This is a genomic window from Pseudomonas sp. S49, from assembly GCF_009866785.1.
Lineage (GTDB): Bacteria > Pseudomonadota > Gammaproteobacteria > Pseudomonadales > Pseudomonadaceae > Aquipseudomonas.
In genome coordinates this window covers 4,609,761-4,626,106 of sequence record NZ_CP019432.1, presented here as the reverse complement: position 1 = coordinate 4,626,106, position 16,346 = coordinate 4,609,761, and the positions used below count along the sequence as shown (strand labels likewise).

13 protein-coding genes are annotated in these 16,346 nt (G+C 59.4%); 9 read left to right on the top strand and 4 right to left on the bottom strand.

The genetic code is table 11. From position 1 onward, the window contains the following. Nucleotides 1–3 precede the first annotated feature (3 nt). Together rlmM and tusA are read left to right on the top strand one after the other, a co-directional pair. Nucleotides 4–1,077: a 23S rRNA (cytidine(2498)-2'-O)-methyltransferase RlmM gene (gene rlmM, locus PspS49_RS20245; RefSeq protein ID WP_127929163.1), complete on the top strand. Its 1,074-nt coding sequence runs from the start codon at nucleotides 4–6 to the stop codon at nucleotides 1,075–1,077. 182 nt (nucleotides 1,078–1,259) lie between these two features. Continuing rightward, nucleotides 1,260–1,511 (top strand): sulfurtransferase TusA, encoded by a 252-nt coding sequence (gene tusA / locus PspS49_RS20240; RefSeq protein ID WP_007910424.1) that lies wholly within the window; start codon nucleotides 1,260–1,262, stop codon nucleotides 1,509–1,511. A 135-nt stretch (nucleotides 1,512–1,646) separates the two neighbouring features. On the opposite strand, the gene PspS49_RS20235 is transcribed toward tusA, so the two are convergent. Next, entirely contained in the window at nucleotides 1,647–3,056 is a 1,410-nt protein-coding gene (locus PspS49_RS20235) for an MATE family efflux transporter (protein ID WP_127929161.1), read from the bottom strand. A gap of 159 nt (nucleotides 3,057–3,215) precedes the next feature. Between PspS49_RS20235 and pdxB the strand changes: the two genes are divergently transcribed. Then, entirely contained in the window at nucleotides 3,216–4,358 is a 1,143-nt protein-coding gene (pdxB, locus tag PspS49_RS20230; protein ID WP_160041225.1) for a 4-phosphoerythronate dehydrogenase PdxB, read from the top strand. A 160-nt stretch (nucleotides 4,359–4,518) separates the two neighbouring features. Here pdxB and PspS49_RS20225 read toward each other — a convergent pair whose 3' ends face one another. After that, nucleotides 4,519–4,698 (bottom strand): PA1571 family protein, encoded by a 180-nt coding sequence (locus PspS49_RS20225; RefSeq protein ID WP_038369402.1) that lies wholly within the window; start codon nucleotides 4,696–4,698, stop codon nucleotides 4,519–4,521. A 255-nt stretch (nucleotides 4,699–4,953) separates the two neighbouring features. Here PspS49_RS20225 and PspS49_RS20220 point away from each other — a divergent pair, with 255 nt between their 5' ends. Then, a complete protein-coding gene (locus PspS49_RS20220) occupies nucleotides 4,954–6,759 on the top strand; it encodes an ABC transporter transmembrane domain-containing protein (RefSeq protein WP_160041223.1) in 1,806 nt (601 codons plus the stop codon). Nucleotides 6,760–6,840: 81 nt separating this feature from the next. Here the strand turns inward: PspS49_RS20220 and PspS49_RS20215 are convergent, their stop codons facing one another. Further along, entirely contained in the window at nucleotides 6,841–8,769 is a 1,929-nt protein-coding gene (locus PspS49_RS20215; protein ID WP_160041221.1) for a transglycosylase SLT domain-containing protein, read from the bottom strand. Between the two features lie 214 nt (nucleotides 8,770–8,983). Here PspS49_RS20215 and PspS49_RS20210 point away from each other — a divergent pair, with 214 nt between their 5' ends. Then, nucleotides 8,984–10,906, top strand: a complete 1,923-nt coding sequence (locus PspS49_RS20210) for an ATP-binding cassette domain-containing protein (protein WP_127929157.1) — start codon at nucleotides 8,984–8,986, stop codon at nucleotides 10,904–10,906. Nucleotides 10,907–11,079: 173 nt separating this feature from the next. On the opposite strand, the gene PspS49_RS20205 is transcribed toward PspS49_RS20210, so the two are convergent. Continuing rightward, entirely contained in the window at nucleotides 11,080–11,517 is a 438-nt protein-coding gene (locus PspS49_RS20205) for a universal stress protein (RefSeq protein ID WP_038369392.1), read from the bottom strand. Between the two features lie 103 nt (nucleotides 11,518–11,620). On the opposite strand from PspS49_RS20205, the gene PspS49_RS20200 reads away from it, so the two are divergent. From PspS49_RS20200 to PspS49_RS20185, 4 genes are all read left to right on the top strand, one after another. Continuing rightward, a complete protein-coding gene (locus PspS49_RS20200; protein ID WP_127929156.1) occupies nucleotides 11,621–12,058 on the top strand; it encodes a hypothetical protein in 438 nt (145 codons plus the stop codon). Between the two features lie 518 nt (nucleotides 12,059–12,576). Next, on the top strand, nucleotides 12,577–14,724 hold the full coding sequence (fadB, locus tag PspS49_RS20195; RefSeq protein ID WP_160041219.1) for a fatty acid oxidation complex subunit alpha FadB: 2,148 nt from the start codon (nucleotides 12,577–12,579) through the stop codon (nucleotides 14,722–14,724). Nucleotides 14,725–14,753: 29 nt separating this feature from the next. Next, nucleotides 14,754–15,929 carry an acetyl-CoA C-acyltransferase FadA gene (fadA, locus tag PspS49_RS20190; protein ID WP_007910465.1) on the top strand — a complete coding sequence of 392 codons (1,176 nt, stop codon included), beginning with the start codon at nucleotides 14,754–14,756 and terminating at the stop codon, nucleotides 15,927–15,929. A 98-nt stretch (nucleotides 15,930–16,027) separates the two neighbouring features. Next, a complete protein-coding gene (locus tag PspS49_RS20185; protein ID WP_007910467.1) occupies nucleotides 16,028–16,264 on the top strand; it encodes a DUF1653 domain-containing protein in 237 nt (78 codons plus the stop codon). The last annotated feature ends 82 nt before the right edge of the window (nucleotides 16,265–16,346 follow it).

Sequence of the window (16,346 nt, the reverse complement as noted above, 5' to 3'; positions counted from 1 at the left end):
AGAATGAACACCCTATTCATGCATTGCCGGCCCGGCTTCGAAGGCGAAGTCTGTTCGGAAATTTCCGACCTCGCTGCGCAACTCAATGTGGCCGGCTACGCCAAAGCCAAAGCCGCCACTGCGTGCGCCGAGTTTGTCTGCACCGAAGAAGACGGCGCCGAGCGCCTGATGCGCGGGCAGCGCTTTGCCGAACTGATCTTCCCGCGTCAGTGGGCGCGCGGCGTATTTATCGATCTGCCGGAAAACGATCGCATCAGCGTGATCCTCGCGCACATGGCCGATTTTCCGGTGTGCGGCAGCCTGTGGCTGGAAGTCGTCGACACCAACGACGGCAAGGAACTGTCGAACTTCTGCAAGAAATTCGAAGGCCCGTTGCGCAAGGCGCTGACCGGCGCCGGCAAACTGGTGGAAGACGCCAGCAAGCCGCGTCTGTTGCTGACCTTCAAAAGTGGTCGTGAAGTGTTTCTGGGAATGGCGGACGCTGGTAACTCGGCGATGTGGCCGATGGGCATTCCGCGCCTGAAGTTCCCGCGTGAAGCGCCGAGCCGTTCGACGCTGAAGCTGGAAGAGGCGTGGCACCACTTCATTCCGCGTGATCAGTGGGAAGATCGTCTGCACAGCGACATGACTGGCGTTGACCTCGGCGCCGCGCCGGGCGGCTGGACCTGGCAACTGGTCAACCGCGGCATGCTGGTGACCGCCATCGACAACGGCCCGATGGCCGAAAGCCTGATGGATACCGGTCTGGTGCAGCACTTGATGGCCGACGGTTTCACCTTCAAGCCCAAGCAACCGGTGGACTGGATGGTCTGCGACATCGTCGAGAAACCGGCGCGTAACGCCGCGATGCTCGAAGAGTGGATCGGCGAGGGGCATTGCCGCGAAGCAGTGGTCAATCTGAAACTGCCGATGAAGCAGCGTTACGCCGAGGTGAAGCGTTTGCTCGAACGTATCGCCGATGGTTTCAAGGCGCGCGGGATCAAGGTCGATATCGGCTGCAAACAGCTGTATCACGATCGTGAGGAAGTGACCTGCCACCTGCGCCGGCATGACATCAAGAAGCCCAAATCGCGCTGACACAACACAAAACCCTGTGGGAGCGAGCCTGCTCGCGAAAGCGCAATCCGATCCAGCAATGATGTTGGCTGATACGACGCCTTCGCGAGCAGGCTCGCTCCCACAGGGGGTGTGGCGTAACGCCACAGATGACCGAATACCCGGCAATGGGCGACAATGCCGGCCAGTTTCAGGAGTGAATCATGAGTGAAATGATCGATACCCCGGTCGACGGCACGCTCGACGCCACCGGTCTCAATTGCCCGGAGCCGGTGATGATGCTGCACCAGCACATCCGTGACCTGGTGCCCGGCGGCCTGCTCAAGGTCATTGCCACCGATCCATCGACCAAACGCGATATCCCCAAATTCTGCGTGTTTCTCGACCATGAACTGGTGAGCCAGCACGAAGAGGCCGGTACCTACCTGTACTGGATTCGCAAGAAACACGCCTGAACCCCAGGCGAACGCAAAACCAAATGTGGGAGCGAGCCTGCTCGCGAAAGCGGTATCTCAGTCACTGTTGATGGCGACTGACACACCGCATTCGCCAGCAGGCTGGCTCCCACATTTTTTGTCCTGCGTCAGGGTTTAGCCCGCCGAACGACTGATCCGAATACGTTTGCGTGCGCTGCGCGTCAGGCGAATCGACAGCATCAACGCCGCACAGCTCAAGCCAACGATCAGACCCTGCCACAAACCGCTCGGGCCGCGTGGTTCGCCGAGCCAGTCGGTTAGACCGAGGGCATAGCCCACCGGCAAACCAATGCCCCAATAGGCGAAAAGGGTCAGGATCATCGTCACCCGAGTGTCCTGATAGCCACGCAGTGCGCCGGCGGCGGTCACCTGAATCGCATCGGAAAACTGGAACAGCGCCGAATACACGATCAGCATCGCCGCGATGTGAATCACCGTCGGGTCAGCGGTGTAGATCGCCGCAATCGGCTCGCGCAGCAACAGCATCATGCTTGCCGACAGGCAGGCGTAAGCCAGCGCGGTGCCCATGCCGACGCCCGCGGCAAACCGTGCCTCGCGTGGTTCTTCGCGGCCCAGCGCCTGACCGACGCGCACGGTAACGGCCATGCCCAGCGAGTACGGAATCATGAACACCAGCGAGCTGACGTTGAGCGCAATCTGGTGCCCGGCCACTACAGTGGCGCCGAGGCTGCCGATCAGCAGGGCGATCACGGCAAAAATGCTCGACTCGGCAAACACCGCGATGCCGATCGGTAGGCCGATCGCCAGCAGTCGCTTGATCACCGCCCATTGCGGCCAGTCGAAGCGGCTGAAAATTTCGCTCGAACGATAGGCCGGCGCCCAGCGCTCATAACCGGCCAGACCCAGCGCCATCACCCACATCACGATGGCCGTGGCCCAACCGCAGCCGACGCCGCCCATCGCCGGCACACCGAAGTGGCCATAGATGAAGACGTAGTTCAGCGGAATGTTCAGTGCCAGACCGCACAGGCCCAATACCATTGCCGGACGCGTGCGACCGATGCCGTCACTGGTGCAGCGCAGCACGTGATAGAACGCCACCGCCGGCAGGCCGCTGGCGATGCCATGCAGGTATTGCATGCACGGGCCGATCAGCTCGGGATCAACCTTCATCAGGTGCAGCACCGGCTCGGCGGCGACCAGCATCGCCGTCGCAATCAGCCCGACCACCAGTGCCAGCCACAATGCCTGACGGACGAGCGGGCCGATTTCGCTGTGAGTGCCAGCGCCAAAACGCTGGGCGACTTTCGGCGTAGTTGCCAGCAGCGTGCCGGTCATCAACAGGAATACCGGCACCCAGATCGAGTTGCCCAAGGCAACGGCCGCCAGATCCTTTGGCCCGACGCGCCCGGCCATGACGGCGTCGACGAAGCCCATGGCCGTGGTCGCCAGTTGCGCGATGATGATCGGCAACGCCAGGGCGAGCAGGTTCTTGAACTCCAGGCGAATACGCGCGGGGCGGGTGAGGGAGACGGCGACAGGTTGATCAGTTACAGAATTCACGGGCAAAGCGTCCACAGGTGTTGATGCGCAAGGCGCCGCATTCTACGCCGCTGACGCCTTGGTCAGGAAAAATCCTCTGTTGCGGATTTGTAAGCGCAAACCCTGCTGGCCCGGCGACCGATCTGCACCTAAACTGCCGATCCGCCAAAGGAGCCCGCCATGCTGATTGTTGCCGACGAAAATATCCCGCTGCTCGATGCCTTTTTTGCCGGTTTCGGCGAGATCCGCCGGGTGCCGGGCCGTTCCATCGACCGTGCGACGGTCGAGCAGGCTGACGTTTTGCTCGTACGTTCGGTGACCAACGTCAACCGCGCGTTGCTTGAGGGCAGCAAGGTTCGCTTTGTCGGTACCTGCACCATCGGGACGGATCATCTGGATCTCGAGTACTTCAGTGAGGCCGGCATTACCTGGTCCAGTGCGCCTGGCTGTAACGCTCGGGGCGTGGTCGATTACGTGCTGGGCAGTCTGATGACGCTTGCCGAAATCGAAGGTGTCGATCTCACTCAACGCACCTACGGTGTTGTGGGGGCCGGTGAAGTCGGTGGACGGCTGATCAGGGTTTTGAAAGGTCTGGGCTGGAACGTCAAAGTCTGCGATCCGCCACGTCAGGCTGCCGAGGGCGGAGATTACGTCAGCCTCGAGCAGATCATCGAGCAGTGCGACGTGATCAGTCTGCACACGCCGTTGACCCGCAGCGGTGCCGGCGCGACCTGGCATCTGTTTGATCAGCAGCGTTTGCAGCAGCTCAAGCCCGGTGCGTGGTTGATCAACGCGGCGCGTGGTCCAGTGGTGGATAACCTTGCCCTGCGCGAAGTGCTACTGGAGCGTGAAGACCTGCAAGCCATTCTCGACGTCTGGGAGGCCGAGCCTGAGGTTGACGCGGCGCTGGCCGAGCTCTGCGTATTGGCCACGCCGCACATTGCCGGTTACAGCCTCGACGGTAAACAGCGCGGAACGGCGCAGATTTATCAGGCGTATTGCGAATTCAGCGGCCAACCGGCAGTTATTCAACTCAGTGATCTTTTGCCGGCACCGTGGTTGTCTGAAGTGACCCTGCATGCTGACAGCGATCCGGCCTGGGCGCTGGCGATGTTATGCCGTGGGGTGTACGACCCGCGCCGCGATGATGCGGATTTTCGCCGCAGCCTCGTAGGCAATGTCGGCGAGCAGCGAGCGGCGTTCGATGTGTTGCGCAAGCAGTATCCGGTGCGACGCGAGATTGAAGGACTGAAGGTGCGGGTTGAAGGGGAGTCGCCGGCTTTGGCGAAGATCGTGGCGGCGCTGGGGGCGGTGGCCGTCTAGAAACCGGGTCGGCTCTTTCGCGAGCAGGCTCGCTCCCACAGGAGATCTTCAGAGGTCCATGTGGGAGCGAGCTTGCTCGCGAAGGCCGCGCCACAAATACCTGATCTGCAGACAGAAAAAACCCGGCCAAAGGGGCCGGGTCATGAAGACGGTGGCTATATCACTCTTGTTCGGCAGGCTTGACCAATCGCTTTTCCAGTTCGCTGCACGCTTGCTGGATCATTTCTTCAGTGATCGGTACTTCACGCCCATCCTTGTCCAGTATCGAGCAACCCAGAGATTGGCCGGGCTTGGTGCGGATCACTTCAATCTTGTCTTCGCTGCTGTGTTGCAAGGACATGGCCTGTCTCCTCATCAGGTTGTGCGCCTAGGGTAAAACCGCCACGTGACCGGGCTGTGACAACTCCCTGCGGTCTGTCAGTGGGGGCATCTCCACTCAAACAGAAACGACCGCTCGTCTCAACCGGGACTTTAGACCAATAGTAACTATGGCCTAGTCTTTGGGGGCATATTTAACCTGACTCATTGTGATTTACAGAGTTCCGCCGCAAGAAGGTTTACGCTAGCCCTTTCATCAACACGGATGTGTACCTGAATGACCCCGAAGCTTTCTTCCAGGCACCGGCGCGCCCTGCGTCTGACCAGTCGATTTCTGGCCCCTTACCGCTGGCAAGTCATCGCTGCGCTGCTGGCATTGATCGTCACCGCTGCCGTTACGTTGTCGATGGGGCAGGGGATCAAACTGTTGGTCGACCGCGGCTTCATGACTCAGTCGCCGCACCAGCTCAACCAGAGCATCGGCATCTTCATGCTGATGGTGCTGGGTCTGGCGGTCGGCACGTTCGCGCGGTTTTACTGGGTGTCGTGGATCGGCGAGCGTTGCGTGGCCGATATCCGCCGTGAGGTATTCAACCATCTGGTCTATCTGCACCCCGGCTTTTACGAGAACAACCGCAGTTCGGAAATCCAGTCGCGGCTGACGGCCGATACAACGCTGCTGCAATCGGTGATCGGCTCGTCGCTGTCGATGTTCCTGCGCAACCTGCTGATGGTTATCGGCGGCGTCATCCTGCTGTTCGTCACCAACGCAAAACTCACCAGCATCGTGGTGATCGCCTTGCCGTTTGTGGTTGCCCCGATTCTGATTTTCGGCCGGCGCGTGCGCAATCTGTCACGGCTGAGCCAGGACCGGGTCGCCGATATCGGCAGCTATGTCTCGGAAACCCTTGGTCAGATCAAAACCGTGCAGGCCTACAACCATCAGGTTCAGGATGAGCACCGTTTTGCGACAACGGTTGAAGACGCCTTCGACACGGCGCGCAAACGCATCTTTCAGCGCTCGTGGATGATCACCATGGTGATCGTGCTGGTGCTCGGCGCGGTGGCAGTGATGTTGTGGGTCGGCGGCATGGACGTGATCGCCGGGCGCATCACCGGTGGCGAACTGGCCGCGTTTGTTTTTTACAGCCTGATTGTCGGCAGTGCGATAGGCACGTTGAGCGAGGTCATCGGCGAACTGCAACGCGCGGCGGGTGCCGCCGAGCGCATCGCTGAGCTGTTGGGTTCGGAAAATATCATTCAGCCGCCCACTACCGGGCTGGTGACCCTGCCGCAGCGCGTGCGGGGTGAACTGCAATTACAGGACGTGCGTTTTTCCTATCCGTCGCGGCCTGAAAGCTATGCCGTCAACGGCTTGAACCTGACCATCCGGGCTGGCGAGACACTGGCGCTGGTGGGGCCATCCGGCGCCGGCAAGTCCACGGTGTACGATTTGCTATTGCGCTTTTATGACCCCGTGGAAGGGCGGATCCTGATTGATGGTGTGCCGCTGACCAGTCTCGACCCGCTGGACCTGCGCCGTCACTTCGCTTTGGTATCACAGTCACCGGCGCTGTTTTTCGGTAGCGTTGAAGAAAACATTCGTTACGGCAACCCGGGGGCGACGCTGGAGCAAGTCAAGGAAGCGGCAAAAATTGCTCACGCCCACGACTTCATCGAGAAAATGCCCAACGGTTACCAGACCCATCTCGGCGATGGTGGCCTTGGTCTTTCCGGTGGCCAGCGCCAACGTCTGGCGATCGCTCGGGCGTTGTTGGTCGACGCACCGATCCTGCTGCTGGACGAAGCCACCAGCGCCCTCGATGCGCAGAGTGAACACCTGATTCAGGAAGCCTTGCCGAGTCTGATGCAGAACCGCACTACGCTGGTGATCGCGCATCGACTGGCCACGGTGAAAAACGCTGACCGGATTGCGGTGATGGATCAGGGCAAGCTTGTGGCCATAGGTACTCATCAGGAACTGATTGCCAGCAATCCGCTGTATGCGCGGTTGGCGGCGTTGCAGTTCAATGATGGCAAGAGCGCTTCAACGAGTCCTGTCACCGACCCTGCCATTCACTAAGTCACCGATCAGGTTGTGTAAATAAAAATGCCCGTATCTTGCGATACGGGCATTTTTCGTTCCTTGGCGTCAGTTGCTTGATCACTGATCGTCGAAGTAGCGCTCATGCCAATCCACCAGCGGCTGTGGCGAGTTGAGCTTCTGGCCGTAGATCACCGAGTACGACAACACGTTCTGCACGTACTGACGGGTTTCATCGAACGGGATGCTTTCCACCCAGACGTCAAAACTCAGGTGATCAGCGCCGCGCAGCCATTGGCGCACACGGCCGGGGCCGGCGTTGTAGGCGGCGGAGGCGAGGACGCGGTTGCCATTGAACTGGCTGTGCACCTGACTCAGGTAAGCGGCGCCGAGTTGAATGTTCTTGTCTGGATCGAGCACTTGCTGCGGCGAGGCCAGCGGGATGCTGAACTTGCGCGCGGTTTCCTTGGCGGTGCCGGGCATCAACTGCATCAGGCCGCTGGCGCCAACGCCGGAGCGCGCGTCGTCCATGAAAGCGCTTTCCTGACGGGTGATGGCAAACACCCAGCTCGAATGCAGACCACGTACCTTGGCTTCACGCACGAGGGTTTCGCGGTGGGCCATCGGGAATCGGATATCCAGATCGTCCCAGTACTGCGCCTGACTGATGGTGCGAATCGCCGGGAAATACCATTTCAGGTCGTAAGCGAGTTTCGCCTGGGCAACCATTTCATCGCGATTGAAATGGCGGCTGACGTGATACCACTCGCGGCGACCGTCGACGATCTGCCCGCGAGCATGGAACTCCAGCGCGCGGCGCACGCCTGGGGTGTTGCGCACCTTGTTGATCAGCGCCTGGCTGAGGACCAGCGGCTTGTTGTTCAGCGAGTAGGGCGATTGCGAGCGGTCGGCGGCAAGGAAGCCGTAGAAATCACGTTCCCGGGCGAGGCCTTTGTACAGCGTCTGTGCTTCCGGGTTTTGCGGCTGGGCCAGTTCCAGACTGCGCGCCTGCCAGTAGCGCCAGCGGTTGGTGGTGGCCAGATCCTGCGGCAGACGGCGGGTCAACTGATAGGCGTCATCCCAACGGGCCAGACGCAAGAGCAGGCGCAAACGCCATTCCGAGACAGTGTTGTCGCGTAGTTCCGGGTCGTACTTGGTCATCACATCCAGCGCGCGGCTGTCGAAACGCCGGGCGAGAGTCAGGCCGATCTCCCGGGCGATCGCAACTTTTTCATCGCGGGAGAAATGCATGCTGCTGGCATAACCGTCGAGCAGCGCCATGGCCTTGTCCGGATCCTGACGAGCGAGGCGGCGCAGGCCAAGGCTGACCACATCGGACATCGGCTCGTCGGCCGGGGTGAAGCGTGAAGGCTGATTGAGCAGTTCCGGCTTTTGCGCCACATCCACCAGTAAACGGCCGCGCGGGGCGAGGGTGGTCAGGCCGTTGACCAGACTGTTGGCCAGTGGATAGTTGCGCGTCTGAGCGGCGAGCTTGGTGCGCTCCCAGCGTTTCTGCTCGGTGAGCTGGCCATCGGCCGCCCAGATGCCGAACAGCGCGTCGCACGCGGCGGGTTGTGATTTGCCGGTCAGCCAGAGTTTGTCCGCGTTGGCGTAACCTTCGGCTTTTTTGTCATGGGTGATCTGGTACTGCGCATTCAGGCAGTCCAGTTCAGTGAAGTTGAGTTTCGGGACGTAGTATTTGACGAAAGTCGCCCAGTCGCCACGGTCGGCGAGCCAGCGCAACCAGCGCAGCTTCATCCAGTTGGCCTGGGGCAAGTCACCGTGCTCGGCGAGAAACTTCTCGATCTCGGCGTTGCTCGCGGTTTTCAGGCGCGCGGTCAGTTCGTCGTAGGCCAGATACGGTTCCAGCGGATAATCGGCCAGCGCCTGACTGTAGCGGAAGTACGGGCCGGTATCGCCCTTGGCCAGCGCGCGCTTGGCTTCATCGTAATACTGGCGTTGGGTGGACAGGTCCACCGCCTGGGCGGATTGAGCGGCAGTGGCGGTAAGTAGCAAACAGGACAAAACACTGAAAAGGCGACTGCGCATGAGACATCCGGGCAGAGAAATCATGACAAGTGCCGACACGAATCAGCACTGAATTGTCTGTAGCTTAGCCTTTTGCCAGCAAGCGGCGAAAGCTTTGCGGGCCTCGCAGCACAAGTTCGCAACAAATGTTGTGCAGAGTGCTTCGACAGACAAATTGCCGGCCTGCTGAAGCCCTAACTCAGGTAGAATGCGCGCCCGGTTTTTGGAGAAGCTCATGACCCTGCTCAAATTCAGCGATGTGTCCCTTGCGTTCGGCGCTATGCCGTTGTTGGACAAGGTGTCCTGGCAGATCGCCCGTGGTGAGCGGGTGTGCATCATCGGCCGCAACGGCACTGGCAAGTCCAGCATGATGAAACTGGTCAAGGGCGACCAGAAGCCCGATGAAGGCTCGGTGTGGCGTGCCCCCGGTCTGAAAATCGGCGAATTGCCGCAAGAATTGCCAGTGGCCGACGATCGGACGGTGTTCGACGTGGTCGCTGAGGGCCTTGATGGCGTGGGCGCGTTGCTCGCCGAGTACCATCACCTTGCGCAGAACTGCGTCACTGAAGACGACCTGAACAAGCTGATGCACGTTCAGCAAGACCTCGAAGCCCGTGATGGCTGGCGCTTGCAGACTCTGGTCGAAAGCACCTTGAGCCGCCTGCAACTGCCGGCCGACAAGACCCTCGCCCAGTTGTCCGGCGGCTGGCGTCGTCGCGTGCTGCTGGCGCAGGCGCTGGTGTCCGAGCCGGATCTGCTGCTGCTCGACGAACCGACCAACCACCTGGACATCGGTGCGATTGCCTGGCTCGAAGAAGCGCTGAAAGATTTCCAGGGCGCCGTGCTGTTCATCACGCACGACCGTTCCTTCCTGCAAAACCTTGCCACGCGCATCCTTGAACTGGATCGCGGCGGCCTGATCGACTGGAACGGCGACTACGCCAGTTTCCTCGTGCACAAAGAAGCCGCGCTGGCCGCCGAAGAAACCGCCAACGCGCTGTTCGACAAGAAACTGGCCCAGGAAGAAGTCTGGATCCGTCAGGGTATCAAGGCGCGCCGCACCCGTAATGAGGGTCGCGTCCGTGCCCTGAAAGCGTTGCGCGTCGAGCGTAGCGAGCGTCGTGAGCGCACCGGCAAGGCCAACATTCAGTTGGACACTGCCGACAAGTCCGGCAAGCAGGTGATGGTCCTCGAGAACGTGAGTTTCGCTCACCCGGGCGGCCCGTTCCTGATCAAGGATTTCTCGATGGTGCTGACGCGCGGCGACCGTATCGGTCTGCTCGGCGCCAACGGTACCGGCAAGACCACCCTGCTCAAACTGATGCTCAGCGGTCTGCAACCGACCAGCGGCAAAGTGGAAGAGGGTACGCGGATCGACGTGGCGTACTTCGACCAGTTGCGCCATCAACTGGATCTGGAAAAGACCGTGATCGACAACGTTGCCGAAGGTCGCGACTTCATCGATATCGACGGGCAGAGCCGTCACGTGCTGAGCTACCTCGGCGACTTCCTGTTCAGCCCGCAGCGTGCCCGCACGCCGGTCAAGGCGCTGTCGGGTGGTGAGCGTGCGCGTCTGTTGCTGGCCAAGCTGTTCAGCAAACCGGCGAACCTGCTGGTGCTCGACGAACCGACCAACGACCTCGACGTGGAGACTCTCGAGCTGCTCGAAGAAGTGCTGCTGACTTTCAACGGCACGGTGCTGATGGTCAGCCACGACCGGGCATTTCTCGACAACGTGGTCACCAGCACGCTGGTCTTCGAAGGTGAAGGCAAGGTGCGTGAATACGTCGGCGGTTATCAGGACTGGATCCGTCAGGGCGGTTCGCCGCGTCTGCTGGGCGTGACCGAAAGCAAATCCGGCAAGGCTGACCTGAATTCGGCTGTGGTCACCGCTGAACCGGCTGTGGCTGCTGCGCCTGCCGCCGCTGCCCCGGCTGCCAAGAAAAAACTGAGCTACAAGCTGCAACGCGAGCTGGAAGCGCTGCCGGGCGATATCGACGCCAAGGAACAGCAGATTGCTGCCGTGGAAGCCGAAATGGCTGAAGCTGGCTTCTATCAGCGCCCTGCGGCAGAAACGGCCAAGGTGATTGCTTCGCTGGAGCAGTTGCAGGCTGAGCTGGATGCGTTGATGGAACGTTGGGCCGAGCTGGATGCCTGATTGATCCGGATGTGAAAAAGCCCGGCGTTCAGTGATGAACGCCGGGCTTTTCATATGCGGGTGGAGACCCAATGTGGGAGCGAGCCTGCTCGCGAATGTGGTGTGTCAGGCGGCATTAATGCTGAATGTGCCGGCGCCTCGCGAGCCGGCTCGCTCCCACAATGATCAGTGCTTCAGCGTTTGACCAGGTGTACCGCTAATACATCGCATGGCGCGCCGTGCAGCACGTCATTGGCGGTCGAGCCCAGCAATAGCGCCAGACCGTGACGGCCATGGCTGCCGACCACGATCAGATCGCACGTTTGTTCTTTGGCGAAATGATGGATTTCCTGGCGTGGCTGGCCATAGGTCAGGTGGCAGTTGGCGCCCTCAAGCTCTGAGTATTTGGCTTTCAGACGCTCCAGGCGCTCCTTGGCCTGATCGAACTGCTGTTGTTGCAGTTGTGACAGATCCATCGGCACGTCGCCGCCGAATGCCATGGCCATCGGTTCGACAATATGCACCAGCGACAGCTTGGCGTTATTGCTCACCGACAGCTCGCGGGCGCGGTGAATCACAGGGTCGCACTCTTCGGTCAGATCTACGGCGACCAGGATGTGGTGGTAGGGCATGAGGTGCTCCTCGTGAGGTTTCAATATTGTTAAGTATGGCTGGTTTCAAGCGCATTGGTTCCAAAGTGACACAATGCGCTCACCGAGAATTGGGAATAGAGATATGACGGTCTGGTTGGTGGTGTCAATCCTGCTGGTGGTTTTAAGTCCGCTGGCGTGGTTGCGCCCATCGCGCGCGCAAAGCGGTCGCATCGCTTTGCGTATGGAGGCACGACGCATCGGTCTGGCCATGCAGCTGGCGCCTCAGGAATGGCCGCACTGGCTGGCGCAAGAGCCGCCGAATCCGTGTGCGCAGTATCATCGGCCACGTCGCAGCAAGCAGCCTGTCTGCTGGACTTACTGGCAGAAATCGCCGGGTATCTGGGTTAATCAGTGGCAGGAAGTCTGTGAAGATCGGGCGCTGCTCAATCATTTCGAAAAGTTGCCGGGCAATGTTTTCAAAATCGAGGCGGACAAGCAGATGATCGCTCTGTATTGGGGTGAGAAGGGTGAAGCGACGGTTTTGCTGGATATCGATGCCACTCTGAAAGCGCTGGCGTGACGCGCGGACTTTTCCCACTGCAACGGTGGGGAAGGTCCGGCAGACGCGCAATAAAAAGCCCGACATGATTCATCGGGCGGGGTTGGCCAGGCAGGCCGGAAATCTTTTCTGATGCAGGTTCAGTCAGCGCATTTTCCTGTCGTCCACCCAGCGTAGCCCTTTAAACAGGGGCTGCGGCGAATTAGGGCGACTTTTCTAACTATTGATTCTATGAATGGCTTTACATGCAGACGCGTGTTGCGGGTCTTCGTCTTACAGAAATGACCGCAAAGTCGCATTTCAACCCGTATTTTGGGCGATTGACAATTGTCGGAAATTCCGTGAAGGTGACGTACCCAAATCAAACGGGCGTATGAATTGAGCGTTTGTCTTACAGACTGCTCCTACAGAATCCCGACTATCGCGTTGGCGGGTGTGCCGGGTGGATTGGCGTCAGCATCGACGAAAAAACGTCCTGCCGAGCCATTCGCCTGCGTCCGACGTGTACTGTTCAGCTTCCATATCGTGGAGATCAGTTGATGATTTACGAAGGTAAAGCCATCACGGTTAAAGCTCTTGAAAGTGGCATCGTCGAATTGAAATTCGACCTCAAGGGTGAGTCCGTCAACAAGTTCAACCGTCTAACCCTGAACGAACTGCGTCAGGCCGTAGACACCATCAAGGCAGATGCTTCGATCAAGGGCGTGATCGTCAGCAGTGGCAAGGACGTGTTCATCGTCGGCGCCGACATCACCGAATTTGTCGACAACTTCAAGCTGCCGGATGCCGAGCTGGTTGCTGGCAATCTCGAAGCCAACAAGATCTTCAGCGATTTCGAAGACCTCAATGTCCCAACCGTAGTGGCCATTAATGGCATCGCACTGGGCGGCGGTCTGGAAATGTGCCTGGCGGCTGACTATCGCGTCATGTCGACCAAGGCCAAGATCGGTCTGCCGGAAGTCAAACTGGGCATCTACCCAGGCTTCGGCGGCACCGTGCGTCTGCCGCGCCTGATTGGTGTCGACAACGCCATCGAATGGATTGCCTCCGGTAAGGAAAACCGCCCTGAAGACGCCCTGAAAGTCAGCGCCGTCGACGCCGTGGTTGCTCCGGAGAAGCTGCAGGAAGCGGCTCTTGAGCTGATCAAACGCGCCATCTCCGGCGAGTTCGACTTCAAGGCCAAGCGTCAACCCAAACTTGAAAAACTCAAGCTGAACGCCATTGAACAAATGATGGCATTCGAAACCGCCAAAGGTTTCGTCGCCGGTCAGGCTGGCCCGAACTACCCGGCGCCGGTTGAAGCGATCAAGACGATCCAGAAAGCCGCGAACTTCGGTCGTGACAAGGCGCTGGAAGTCGAAGCAGCCGGTTTCGTCAAGCTGGCCAAGACCTCTGCCGCGCAGAGCTTGATCGGTCTGTTCCTGAACGATCAGGAGCTGAAGAAAAAGGCCAAGGCCTACGACGAAATCGCCAAAGACGTGAAGCAGGCCGCTGTACTCGGCGCCGGCATCATGGGTGGCGGTATCGCTTATCAGTCGGCCTCCAAAGGTACGCCGATCCTGATGAAGGACATCAACGAGCACGGTATCGAGCAGGGTCTGGCCGAAGCCGCCAAACTGCTGGTTGGCCGCGTTGATAAAGGTCGCATGACGGCTGCGAAAATGGCTGAAGTGCTCAACGCCATTCGTCCGACCCTGTCCTACGGCGACTTCGGTCACGTCGATCTGGTTGTCGAAGCTGTGGTCGAAAACCCGAAGGTCAAGCAAACCGTACTGGCTGAAGTCGAAGCTCAGGTCAAAGAGGACACCATCCTCGCGTCCAACACCTCGACCATTTCCATCAGCCTGCTGGCCAAGGCCCTCAAGCGTCCGGAAAACTTCGTTGGCATGCACTTCTTCAACCCGGTGCACATGATGCCGCTGGTAGAAGTGATCCGTGGCGAGAAGTCGAGTGAGCTGGCGGTTGCCACCACCGTTGCCTACGCCAAGAAAATGGGCAAGAACCCGATCGTCGTCAATGACTGCCCGGGCTTCCTCGTTAACCGCGTACTGTTCCCGTACTTCGGCGGTTTCGCCAAGCTGGTAAGCGCCGGTGTGGACTTCGTCCGTATCGACAAGGTCATGGAAAAATTCGGCTGGCCGATGGGCCCGGCGTACCTGATGGACGTGGTCGGCATCGACACCGGTCACCACGGTCGCGACGTGATGGCTGAAGGTTTCCCGGATCGCATGAAGGATGACCGTCGTTCGGCCATCGACGTGCTGTACGAAGCCAAGCGCCTGGGCCAGAAGAACGGCAAGGGCTTCTACGCCTACGAGGCCGACAAGAAAGGCAAGCAGAAGAAAGTTGCCGATCCATCGGTGCTGGAAGTGCTCAAGCCGATCGTTTACGAGCAGCGCGAAGTCACTGACGAAGACATCATCAACTGGATGATGATCCCGCTGTGCCTGGAAACCGTGCGTTGCCTGGAAGACGGCATCGTTGAAACTGCCGCCGAAGCCGACATGGGTCTGGTCTACGGTATCGGTTTCCCTCCATTCCGTGGCGGTGCGCTGCGCTACATCGACTCGATCGGTGTTGCCGAGTTCGTTGCCCTGGCTGACCAGTACGCTGATTTGGGCGCGCTGTACCACCCAACCGCGAAGCTGCGCGAAATGGCCAAAAACGGCCAGAGCTTCTTCGGTTAAGCGCCCCCAACTAGAGTGAGAGTGAACTTATGAGCTTGAATCCTAGAGACGTCGTGATTGTCGACTTCGGTCGTACTCCGATGGGCCGCTCCAAGGGCGGCATGCACCGCAACACCCGCGCCGAAGACATGTCGGCGCACCTGATCAGCAAATTGCTGGAACGCAACGCCAAGGTCGATCCTGCTGAAGTCGAGGACGTGATCTGGGGCTGCGTCAACCAGACCCTGGAGCAGGGCTGGAACATCGCGCGCATGGCGTCGCTGATGACCCAGATTCCGCACACTTCGGCCGGCCAGACCGTCAGCCGTCTGTGTGGCTCGTCGATGAGCGCGTTGCACACCGCTGCACAAGCGATCATGACCGGCAACGGTGACGTGTTCGTGGTTGGCGGCGTCGAGCATATGGGCCACGTGAGCATGATGCACGGTGTCGATCCGAACCCGCACATGTCGCTGTACGCGGCAAAAGCCTCGGGCATGATGGGGCTGACCGCTGAAATGCTTGGCAAAATGCACGGCATCACTCGCGAACAACAGGACGCTTTCGGCGTGCGTTCCCACCAGTTGGCCCACAAGGCAACCGTGGAAGGCAAGTTCAAAGATGAAATCATCCCGATGCAGGGCTACGACGAGAACGGTTTCCTGAAACTGTTCGACTACGACGAAACCATTCGTCCGGAAACCACCCTGGAAAGTCTGGCGGCCCTCAAGCCTGCCTTCAATCCAAAGGGCGGCACCGTGACTGCCGGTACTTCGTCGCAGATCACCGATGGTGCTTCGTGCATGATCGTGATGTCGGCGCAACGTGCACAGGATCTGGGTATCCAGCCAATGGCGGTTATCCGTTCGATGGCAGTGGCGGGTGTGGATCCGGCAATCATGGGCTATGGTCCAGTTCCGGCTACACAAAAAGCCCTGAAGCGTGCGGGCCTTGGCATCAACGATATCGACTTCTTCGAGCTCAACGAAGCTTTCGCCGCACAGGCTCTGCCAGTGCTGAAAGATCTGAAAGTGCTCGACAAGATGAACGAGAAGGTTAACCTGCACGGCGGCGCGATCGCCCTGGGTCACCCGTTCGGTTGCTCCGGTGCCCGTATTTCCGGCACCTTGCTGAACGTGATGAAGCAGAATAGCGGCACCTTCGGGGTGGCTACTATGTGCATTGGTCTCGGCCAAGGCATCTCCACCGTCTTCGAACGCGTCTAAGCGTCTCGTTGATGGAAGCCGGGGCCAAGTGCCCCGGTTTTTGTTTTTGTGGATTTATTTTGTTTTTATTTTGAAAAAATTTGAGTGAGGGCCAACACATGCCGATACAACCTGGGCTCTACCAACATTACAAAGGTCCGCAGTACCGCGTATTCAGTGTTGCGCGGCATTCCGAGACCGAAGAAGAAGTGGTCTTTTACCAAGCCCTGTATGGCGATTACGGCTTTTGGGTGCGCCCTCTGAGCATGTTTCTCGAGTCAGTCGAGGTTGACGGCGAGCAGGTGCCACGCTTTGCTTTGGTGCAAGCCGAACCGAGCCTTTTTTCCAAGGCATAAGGCGAGTGCGCACAGAACCCTGTGCTTGACCTCACCTTGTATCAACTATATATAGCGGTGCCGCGTCAGGCGCCAACCGCCT

Bases quoted from the DNA above. Each gene is read 5' to 3' on its own strand.
- rlmM (WP_127929163.1), top strand. From the start codon at position 4: ATGAACACCCTATTCATGCATTGCCGGCCCGGCTTCGAAGGCGAAGTC.
- tusA (WP_007910424.1), top strand. From the start codon at position 1,260: ATGAGTGAAATGATCGATACCCCGGTCGACGGCACGCTCGACGCCACC.
- pdxB (WP_160041225.1), top strand. From the start codon at position 3,216: ATGCTGATTGTTGCCGACGAAAATATCCCGCTGCTCGATGCCTTTTTT.
- PspS49_RS20225 (WP_038369402.1), bottom strand. From the start codon at position 4,698: ATGTCCTTGCAACACAGCAGCGAAGACAAGATTGAAGTGATCCGCACC.
- PspS49_RS20220 (WP_160041223.1), top strand. From the start codon at position 4,954: ATGACCCCGAAGCTTTCTTCCAGGCACCGGCGCGCCCTGCGTCTGACC.
- PspS49_RS20215 (WP_160041221.1), bottom strand. From the start codon at position 8,769: ATGCGCAGTCGCCTTTTCAGTGTTTTGTCCTGTTTGCTACTTACCGCC.
- PspS49_RS20210 (WP_127929157.1), top strand. From the start codon at position 8,984: ATGACCCTGCTCAAATTCAGCGATGTGTCCCTTGCGTTCGGCGCTATG.
- PspS49_RS20205 (WP_038369392.1), bottom strand. From the start codon at position 11,517: ATGCCCTACCACCACATCCTGGTCGCCGTAGATCTGACCGAAGAGTGC.
- PspS49_RS20200 (WP_127929156.1), top strand. From the start codon at position 11,621: ATGACGGTCTGGTTGGTGGTGTCAATCCTGCTGGTGGTTTTAAGTCCG.
- fadB (WP_160041219.1), top strand. From the start codon at position 12,577: ATGATTTACGAAGGTAAAGCCATCACGGTTAAAGCTCTTGAAAGTGGC.
- fadA (WP_007910465.1), top strand. From the start codon at position 14,754: ATGAGCTTGAATCCTAGAGACGTCGTGATTGTCGACTTCGGTCGTACT.
- PspS49_RS20185 (WP_007910467.1), top strand. From the start codon at position 16,028: ATGCCGATACAACCTGGGCTCTACCAACATTACAAAGGTCCGCAGTAC.